Source organism: Dolichospermum sp. UHCC 0352, assembly GCF_009711925.1.
In the GTDB taxonomy this organism is placed as follows: domain Bacteria; phylum Cyanobacteriota; class Cyanobacteriia; order Cyanobacteriales; family Nostocaceae; genus Dolichospermum; species Dolichospermum lemmermannii.
In genome coordinates, this window is record NZ_VIKY01000236.1 from 21,732 (window position 1) to 29,656 (window position 7,925).

At 39.8% G+C, this 7,925-nt stretch carries 6 protein-coding genes; 5 read left to right on the forward strand and 1 reads right to left on the reverse strand.

Annotated features, from left to right (window positions below; all coding sequences use genetic code 11):
- Window positions 1-123 precede the first annotated feature (123 nt).
- The gene (locus FJR06_RS17410) at window positions 124-423 is read left to right on the forward strand and encodes a type II toxin-antitoxin system HigB family toxin (protein ID WP_015081061.1); all 300 of its coding nucleotides are present in this window, start codon (window positions 124-126) and stop codon (window positions 421-423) included.
- Window positions 407-808 (forward strand): type II toxin-antitoxin system HigA family antitoxin, encoded by a 402-nt coding sequence (locus tag FJR06_RS17415; RefSeq protein ID WP_015081060.1) that lies wholly within the window; start codon window positions 407-409, stop codon window positions 806-808. Before FJR06_RS17410 ends, FJR06_RS17415 begins: the two co-directional genes overlap by 17 nt.
- Here FJR06_RS17415 and miaA read toward each other — a convergent pair.
- Window positions 805-1,734, reverse strand: a complete 930-nt coding sequence (gene miaA, locus FJR06_RS17420) for a tRNA (adenosine(37)-N6)-dimethylallyltransferase MiaA (protein ID WP_168651902.1) — start codon at window positions 1,732-1,734, stop codon at window positions 805-807. The two genes, FJR06_RS17415 and miaA, sit on opposite strands and share 4 nt — an antisense overlap.
- A 7-nt stretch (window positions 1,735-1,741) precedes the next feature.
- Here miaA and FJR06_RS17425 point away from each other — a divergent pair, with 7 nt between their 5' ends.
- From FJR06_RS17425 to rpoD, 3 genes are all read left to right on the forward strand, one after another.
- Window positions 1,742-1,912 carry a hypothetical protein gene (locus FJR06_RS17425; protein WP_174783113.1) on the forward strand — a complete coding sequence of 57 codons (171 nt, stop codon included), beginning with the start codon at window positions 1,742-1,744 and terminating at the stop codon, window positions 1,910-1,912.
- Between the two features lie 241 nt (window positions 1,913-2,153).
- Window positions 2,154-5,396: a DNA topoisomerase (ATP-hydrolyzing) subunit B gene (gene gyrB / locus FJR06_RS17430; protein ID WP_015081057.1), complete on the forward strand. Its 3,243-nt coding sequence runs from the start codon at window positions 2,154-2,156 to the stop codon at window positions 5,394-5,396.
- 1,169 nt (window positions 5,397-6,565) lie between these two features.
- Window positions 6,566-7,741: an RNA polymerase sigma factor RpoD gene (gene rpoD, locus FJR06_RS17435; protein ID WP_015081056.1), complete on the forward strand. Its 1,176-nt coding sequence runs from the start codon at window positions 6,566-6,568 to the stop codon at window positions 7,739-7,741.
- Window positions 7,742-7,925 lie beyond the last annotated feature (184 nt).

The following is a 7,925-nucleotide window of genomic DNA, read 5'->3' on the forward strand; positions in this document are numbered from 1 at the left end:
GAATAGGGCAGGTGGCAAGCACAAACACAAGAATACACAAGCACAAACACAAGAATACACAAGCACAAACAAGGAGTCAAGCTATGTACACCAATCAATATTATTTCAAACCCCAAATATATTATGCACTTAATTTCAATTCGCAACCTCCGCGAAGAAGCAGCAAAGTACCCTGATATCAAAAAACAAATTGAGAGTTGGTATGCAACTGTTAAAAAAGCAGAATGGCAAAATTTAGAAGATGTCCGCAAGAATTACCGAGATGCTGAAGCTGTTGGTAATTTCACTGTTTTTAATATTAAAGGTAATGATTATCGTTTAATTGTCGGGATTAATTATGAAACAAAAAAGGTTCACTACAAATACTTGTTGACTCACGCCGAATACAATAAAGATAAATGGAAAAATGACTATTACTTTTGACGATAAAACTTATAGTCAATTATTAGCTGAAATAGCTCCTCAAGTAATTGAAACTGAAGCAGAGTATGAACGGCTTTTAAAGGTTGCAGAATTTCTAACTTTTAAAAAGAATCTTACTCCAGAGGAGCGAGTTTTAGATAAATTGCTAGTCAAACTAATTGAAGATTATGAGGAAGAAAATTATCCAATGGATGAATCTACACCTCATGATATATTGCTACATATCATGGAATCTAGCGGAATTCGTCAAGCTGACTTAGTACGTATTCTTGGTTCTAGTAGCGGTGTAGTTTCAGAGGTTGTCAACGGTAAACGTTCAATTAGTAAAGCACAAGCAAAAGCCTTGGGAGAATATTTTAAGGTTTCTCCTAGTTTATTTATTTAGAGTGCGGTTTTACCAGATCCCCGACTTCTTGAAGAAGTCGGGGATCTATTTATTCGTCTCCAAACAGTTTCTAATAAATCAGGATTATCCATATTAACATATTCAAGATCAGGAGATTGTCTAAACCAAGTTCGTTGACGTTTGGCGAATTGTCTGGTATGTAAAAAAATTAATTCTTTAGCTTCTTCTAAAGAAAGTTCACCAGTTAAATATTGCTTGATTTCTTGATATCCTAATGTATTTAATAAAGATAAATCAGTACCATATTTTTGACAAAGATATTCAACTTCACCAACTAAACCATCAGCTATCATTTGCTCAGTCCGGTTGCGAATTCTCACATCTAAATGTTCGGCATCAGAATCTAAACAAATTTGTAAAATTGGATAATTCGGAGGATTTTCTCCTTGCTGCTCAGAAATGGGAATACCAGTTGTATAGTAAACCTCCAAAGCTCTTAAAGTTCGCACCAAATCGTGAGCATGAATTTTTTGAGCAGCGATCGCATCAACTTGTCGCAATATCTGGTAAAGTTGAATTTGCCCAAGAGATTCTAATTGCGATCGCAATTCTGGCTGTGGTGCAACTCGGGGAATCTTCATTCCTTGCACAATGGAACGAATATATAAACCAGTCCCTCCAACTAACAACAGTGTTTCAACTCCCAAACTAGCAATTAAAGCTTGTGCTTGTTCCTGATAATCTGCTAATGTCATTATTTCAGTTGGTTCACAGATATCTATCAAATAATGGGGAACTGATTTTTGTTCAATCACATTTGGTTTAGCTGTACCAATATCAAACTCACGATACACTTGACGAGAATCCGCACTAAGAATTACAGTATTTAATCTCCTCGCTAAACTCAAAGCCAAACCAGATTTACCCGTCGCTGTTGCCCCACAAATTACAATTAATTTAGTCATTAGTCAGTTGTCAGTTGTTCGTTGTCAGTTGTTAGTAGGGGCGAAGCATTTGGAAGATAAATTATCGGTCATTGCCAAAAATAGTTCTCCAAATGCTTCGCCCGTACAGTTGTCAGTTGTTCGTTGTCAGTGGGGAAAAGAACGAAAAATAGGGAATTTTCTTGCCAATTATCACTAGTACATCACGGCGTAAATAAAGCAACCATATTCAATCGCCAAAAAGCCTACTGTATATTAGTTTTGACTTTTGACTTTTGACTTTTGACTTCCGCCCTGCGGTACTAGGGTGATAACCCCTATATAAACTTCTCATTAAATTGCGCTACAGACGGCAGGAAGGCTTTTGTGATATACTATTGGGGTGATTTAACTTTTTTCGCCTTTTGGCGATATTAACCCCAAGCATCAGGAGAATTTTCATGACGAGCAGTTACAGTGCCGATCAGATTCAAGTTCTGGAAGGTCTGGAAGCCGTCCGCAAACGACCAGGGATGTACATTGGTACTACAGGTCCGCGAGGACTCCACCATTTAGTTTACGAGGTAGTGGACAACTCTGTTGATGAAGCTTTAGCTGGTCACTGTACCCATGTTGAAGTGGATATCAATGCTGATGGTTCTGTGACAGTAACAGATGATGGTCGGGGTATTCCCGTAGACATCCACCCAAAAACCGGGAAATCAGCTTTAGAAACAGTGTTAACTGTTCTCCACGCTGGTGGTAAGTTTGGTGGTGGTGGCTACAAAGTTTCCGGTGGTTTACACGGGGTGGGTATTTCCGTTGTTAACGCCCTGTCTGAGTTTGTAGAAGTTACGGTTTGGCGTGATCACAAGGTACATAACCAGCGATATGAACGCAGTTTCGCCGTTACGGAATTGGTCGCAACGCCTTATGAAGAAGATAGAACGGGTACTTCTATTACCTTCAAGCCAGATACACAAATTTTTACCACCAGCATAGAATTTGATTACATTACTTTATCAGGTCGTTTGCGCGAGTTGGCGTATTTGAATGCAGGTGTCAGAATTATTTTTACGGATCATCGTTTAGAAATCCTGAAAAGCGACACACCGAGAATAGAAACTTACGAATATAAAGGCGGTATTAAGGAATATATCGCCTACATGAATCGTGAAAAGCAACCACTTCATGAAGAAATTATCTATGTGCAAGGGGAACGTAACAACGTCCAGGTAGAAGTTTCTTTGCAGTGGTGTACGGATGCTTACACAGATAATGTCCTCGGCTTTGCTAATAATATTCGGACTATTGATGGTGGTACGCACTTAGAAGGTTTAAAGGCAGTTTTAACTCGGACATTAAATGCCACCGCTCGCAAACGCAATAAAATTAAAGAAGGTGAATCTAACCTCAGTGGTGAACACGTTCGTGAAGGTTTAACGGCTGTAATTTCTGTTAAAGTCCCTGATCCTGAATTTGAAGGACAAACTAAAACTAAACTGGGAAATACTGAAGTTCGCGGGATTGTTGATTCTTTCGTGGGTGAAGTTCTCACTGAATATCTAGACTTTCATCCCGCGATCGCTGATGCTATTTTAGATAAAGCTATCCAAGCGTTTAAAGCTGCTGAAGCTGCCCGTCATGCGCGGGAATTAGTCCGTCGGAAATCAGTATTAGAATCTTCTCCTCTACCTGGTAAATTAGCAGATTGTAGCTCTCGTGACCCTGCCGAGTCTGAAATATACATCGTGGAAGGCGATTCTGCTGGTGGCTGTTTTCATGGTGATACATTAGTAGCATTAGTTGATGGGCGATCGCTCAGTTTTAAAGAAATCGTCGCCGAACAAGCAATCGGCAAAGAGCATTTTTGCTACACCATTCGTAATGATGGCACTATTGGGGTAGAACGGATTATTAACCCCCGCATGACTAAAGCCAATGCTGAAGTCATTAAGGTAACATTAGATAATGGCGAAACAATTGTTTGCACACCGGATCATCGCTTCATGTTACGCGATGGCAGCTACAAGCAAGCTGCATTTTTAACCCCTGATGATTCCCTCATGCCCCTATATCAGCAAATATCTGATATAAACAATCCAGGGATTACCATTAATGGTTATGAAATGGTTTGGAATCCCCGTTCTGATTCTTGGTTGTTCACCCATACCTTAGCGGATTGGTATAACCGTTATTTAGGTGTTTATCAGCTAACAGACGGAGAACATTGCCATCATATTGATTTCAACAAACGCAATAACAATCCTACCAATTTACAGCGGTTATCGGTTGAGTCCCACTTAGCTTTGCATCGCGCTCATATTGAAAAAACATTACATCGTCAAGATGTAATTGAAAAGAGCCGGAAAACTCGTCAAGGTAAAGAATTTCGTGCCAAGATGAGTCAAAGAATGCAGCAGCCGGAAACGCAGCAAATTTTGTCAGCACAAGCTAAGGAACAATGGCAAGATGAAGCTTATCAAAGCTATATGCTGGGCAAATGGAGAGAGTTTTATGACAATAACGAAACTTATCGTCAGGAAAACCATGAACGCCTCAATCAAGCACAGCAAGACTATTGGAGTGATGAAGCCAACCGTTTAGCCCAATCCCAAAGAGTTAGCACCTATTTTGCGAATAATCCCCAAGCCCGTGAAACTCAATCAGTTTTGGCTAAGGAACAATGGGAAAATGAAGCTTTATTGACATGGCGGCGAGAAAAAACACAGCAACAATGGACACCTGAATTTCGCGCCCAACGTCATGCTACTTTGCAGCAAACCTACTATCGCAAAACTATTACTGTCCTCAAGCAGATTGAAGTTGAGCAAGGTAAGCTTGATTTAGAAGCTTATAATACTTACCGTCAACAGACAAAAGACAAGTCTTTATTACGGTTTGATAGTTTTTGTCAACGTTACTTTGATGGTAATCCAGCATTAGCTTATGAAGCTGTTGCTAATTACAATCACCGCATTGTCAGTATTGAACGTTTAGCAGAACAGGTAGACGTTTACGATATCGAAGTTCCGCAAACACATAACTTCGCTTTGTCCAGTGGTGTATTTGTTCACAATAGCGCCAAGCAGGGACGCGATCGCCGCACCCAAGCAATTCTGCCCTTGCGTGGTAAAATCCTCAACATCGAAAAAACCGACGACTCTAAAATCTATAAAAATAACGAAATTCAATCGTTAATTACTGCACTCGGTTTAGGTGTAAAAGGTGAAGAATTTAATGCTGGACAATTACGATATCATCACATAGTCTTGATGACCGATGCTGACGTAGATGGAGCGCACATCCGCACGTTGTTGTTGACTTTCTTCTATCGTTATCAACGGGCATTGATTGAACAAGGTTTCATCTATATTGCTTGTCCTCCACTGTACAAAGTAGAACGAGGAAAAAATTATCAGTATTGTTACAGCGAACGGGAATTGCAACAGCATCTAGGTACTCTTCCCAGCAATGCTAACTATACCATTCAACGTTTTAAAGGTTTGGGAGAAATGATGCCAGAACAACTGTGGACAACCACCATGAATCCAGAAACCCGTACCCTCAAACGAGTGGAAATTGAAGACGCAGCCGAAGCTGATCGGATTTTTACCATCTTAATGGGCGATCGCGTCGCACCAAGACGGGAATTCATTGAAACTTATGGTTCTAAACTGAATATGACAGATTTAGATATCTAAGGTAATGGGTAATGGGGAATTGGTAATTAAGTTTCTACCTCCCCCGTTCCCTGTTCCCTGTTCCCATAACTTTTTCACTAAAAATCACAAATTTTCTCCACAAATAGGGAAAGCATTTGCTATGCTTAGAAAGCGCAACTAGATATTATCTACAAAGCAAAGATTGGTAAGCATACACAAAACTTTTCATAACCAGATGACAGCCGCTTTCTTAAAATCAGAAGTATTCAGAATCACAATTGGCATACGCAAAATTACTTAAATAGATCATTAGGTAACTTTAGCAACAATATTATTTATCACCTGATTAAAATATCGTTGTATACAATAGGAACAGTTTGTCAAGTTGCACAGGGTAGAAATCTCAACTCTGCGCTAATGTGTGAATAAGGCTAAATTGAGAGAAATCTCAATTCATCTTTTACCCAGCTAAAAATATGCCATAACTTTAACTCCTTAGTTCAGGTTCTTGGTATAGCATATACAAGGGTTAGTTCCTGGAAACAAAAACCAATCACTAGCGCCAAAGTGAATATGTCCAATTAGTTCAACCAGAACTAATTTCTGTAAACAATTACCCGTCCTCGGGTGAAGTTACAACAGAACATAAATACTATTTGTGCGGTTGGGAACAATTTGTGTAAGTTTTATAAAAGTGTGCCTACCTTTTAATTTAATGAGAATGCCACTGTCAAACCAAAAAGTTTTCAACAAGATTTAATGGTATCACCACCATTTTTAATGTCTTTTTGATAAAGGTGGCTTAATCTTAGTAAATGAGTTCATAAATAATGCACAAAAAGAGGGCAATTTTTGTGAAACAGGCTACAATTGGAACAGTATTTACAGTTAAATTTGCCAAATGTCATATACTTGTATCTCCATCAGGAAACTTTTTGAAAAAAAATGGATCTAGGCTATAGATTTGCTCAATCAAAAGTGACATGGGGAATTACCAAGAATGACAATTTAAAAAGCGAGCAATTCACTAAAAAGTGATATTTGCCACTTTTACTAAACCATCCTGCATAAAACAGGAAAAAAATCACCGAAAATATTTTGAGGGTAATCAGCCAAACCCTAATTTTCGGTTTTAGAGATTACTTAATGCCAAAAGTAATCAAAATGTCTTGAGTAACTGATTCTGCAAGGAGCATGAGGAACGCGGCATGAACCAGGCTAACAACGTACTCGATAATATTTATCAGCCTGACCTAGAAATGATAAATCCGCCTGAGATCGAATTACAAGCACTCTTAATAGAAGAACAAGAGGACTTATTGCTGACTGATGACGGCGAAATTGATGATTTTTTAGAGCCTCAGTCTGATGAGGACGACGCAAAGTCTGGAAAAGCCGCTAAATCGCGTCGTCGGACACCAATTGCCAAGAAAAAGCACTACACCGAAGATTCCATTCGTTTGTATTTGCAAGAAATTGGGCGGATTCGTTTGTTACGCGCAGACGAAGAAATTGAATTAGCGCGGAAAATTGCTGAATTACTGGAACTAGAACGAGCGAGGGAAAGGCTTTGTGAACGCCTAGAACGCGATCCTAGAGACAGTGAATGGGCAGCAGAAGTATCCTTACCATTACCGACCTTTCGTTATCGGCTGCACGTTGGCCGCAGAGCGAAGGACAAAATGGTACAATCTAACCTGCGGCTTGTAGTTTCCATTGCCAAAAAATACATGAATCGGGGCTTGTCCTTCCAAGACTTGATTCAAGAGGGTAGTTTGGGTTTGATTCGTGCCGCTGAAAAGTTTGATCACGAAAAAGGCTATAAGTTTTCTACCTACGCTACATGGTGGATACGTCAAGCAATTACAAGAGCGATCGCTGATCAGTCCCGCACTATCCGTTTACCGGTTCATCTCTACGAAACCATTTCTCGGATTAAGAAAACTACCAAACTCCTCTCCCAAGAAATGGGACGCAAACCCACAGAAGAAGAAATTGCAACTCGTATGGAAATGACCATCGAGAAACTGCGGTTTATTGCCAAATCTGCCCAGTTACCAATTTCCTTAGAAACACCTATCGGTAAAGAAGAAGATTCCCGTTTAGGTGATTTTATCGAATCTGATGGCGAAACACCAGAAGATCAAGTTTCTAAGAACCTGCTGCGGGAAGACCTAGAAAAAGTCCTAGATAGTCTCAGTCCCCGTGAAAGAGACGTTCTCCGACTTCGCTATGGTTTAGATGATGGTCGCATGAAAACTCTGGAAGAAATCGGCCAGATTTTCAATGTTACCCGCGAACGCATTCGCCAAATCGAAGCTAAAGCACTCCGTAAACTACGCCATCCTAATCGGAATAGTGTACTGAAAGAGTATATTCGTTAATTGTTAGGGGTGGGTATGAACCTGCCCCCAGCATTAACTACATCTTGCCTTGCTGCATAACTTCTTGCAGATGATGACGAATTTCGTGTGCTTGTTCAATTTCTGATTGCCGTAATTTTTGGAACAGTTCTACACAGGGTTGAGAATTAGCTTCCGACACGAGCGGTTTTAACCGCTGTGGATA